2 protein-coding genes are annotated in these 1,110 nt (G+C 44.9%); both read right to left on the minus strand.

The annotated features are described in order from the left end of the window. Positions 1 to 174: 174 nt before the first annotated feature. On the minus strand, positions 175 to 411 hold the full coding sequence (locus A7E48_RS05450) for a DDE transposase family protein (RefSeq protein ID WP_068170523.1): 237 nt from the start codon (positions 409 to 411) through the stop codon (positions 175 to 177). A 116-nt stretch (positions 412 to 527) separates the two neighbouring features. After that, the coding region (locus A7E48_RS11125; protein WP_158004400.1) for a hypothetical protein at positions 528 to 1,110 on the minus strand (583 nt) is incomplete at its 5' end.

A 1,110-nucleotide genomic window follows, 5' to 3' on the forward strand; every position in this document is an offset into this window, starting at 1 on the left:
GTGTTTGCGGTGGTTCGGGGGTTGGTGTTTTATGCGGCTGGGAGGACTTTTGAATAAGCCTCAATGAATGAATAATAATTTAAATAGGTAGAGGAATTCCGCCCGTAATCATATAACTGGCCCCAATTCCTGCTGCAAAGAATTGACCATCGGAGAGAGGGTTTTCTTCAAAGCTTATTCAAGAGTGATGATGGTCCGAGAGATGGTCGGCGGGGAGGTGTTGAACAGTTCCGCAAGGAGCTCTTCGGTTATGTTATTCCGATGATAGAGCAGAGTCGCTTTCTGAGCTTGAGGCAGGGTGAGTGCTGTTGGGTTGCTGCCTGGCTTGCCCCAGGTGATGTGGTGGGTGAGGGCTGTGAGCAGCTTGGTAAATTGCTGGTGGATGAGGCCGGTTGTACGCTGGTGTGGCAATGGTCTTCTCTGGTTGGCTGAGTTTATTTAGTCGAAGATTTAACTCTCATTGTGCCACTGGTGGGGCCGATGTTTAGTTGGGGCCACCCTTTAGGAATAAGCCTCTGAGTTGGGAATTAATTAATTCTCACGTCTGCAAAGTTTCTCACCCTTACTTTTTCAGCAACTTCTAAAAACAGAGGGTCCTCAGGTGAGGCATTTATATAAAAGAGAGACTCATCTTTATTAGTCATATCCCCACCCCAAGAAACTATCCCTTCATAGTCTTTGAGTACTTCTTGAATTATCTTAATTTCATATGCAAAATAGGAGTCAATAGGCATAGAAGGTCGGATTTGAAGCGCAGTACCGGATGATAAATTAGAGTAAGGGGTTTGAATCGCCTCTTCGGTTTTAGCTTTCCATCCCGAAATTTCCCCGGGTTTAATATCTTTCACTCGGTAATGCATCTGACGCACCAAATCCGAAAGAATGATGTTCACATCCCCGATTCTCATCTCGCAACTGGAACTGATCCCTGAAATAACACATCTTTCAATGGATGAAACACCATCAGCTGGATTTTGCACGGGCCATCCATTGAGCGAAAATTCATAATTATCTTGATTTAACTGGCTCGCCTGAGCAGGGGGTTGAGAAGAAACAACTGGGCATATTGCAACAGTCAATGAACCCGCAATAAATTGTCTACGATCTAAA

Source organism: Rothia sp. ND6WE1A, from assembly GCF_001683935.1.
GTDB classification, from domain to species: Bacteria; Actinomycetota; Actinomycetes; order Actinomycetales; family Micrococcaceae; genus Rothia; species Rothia amarae.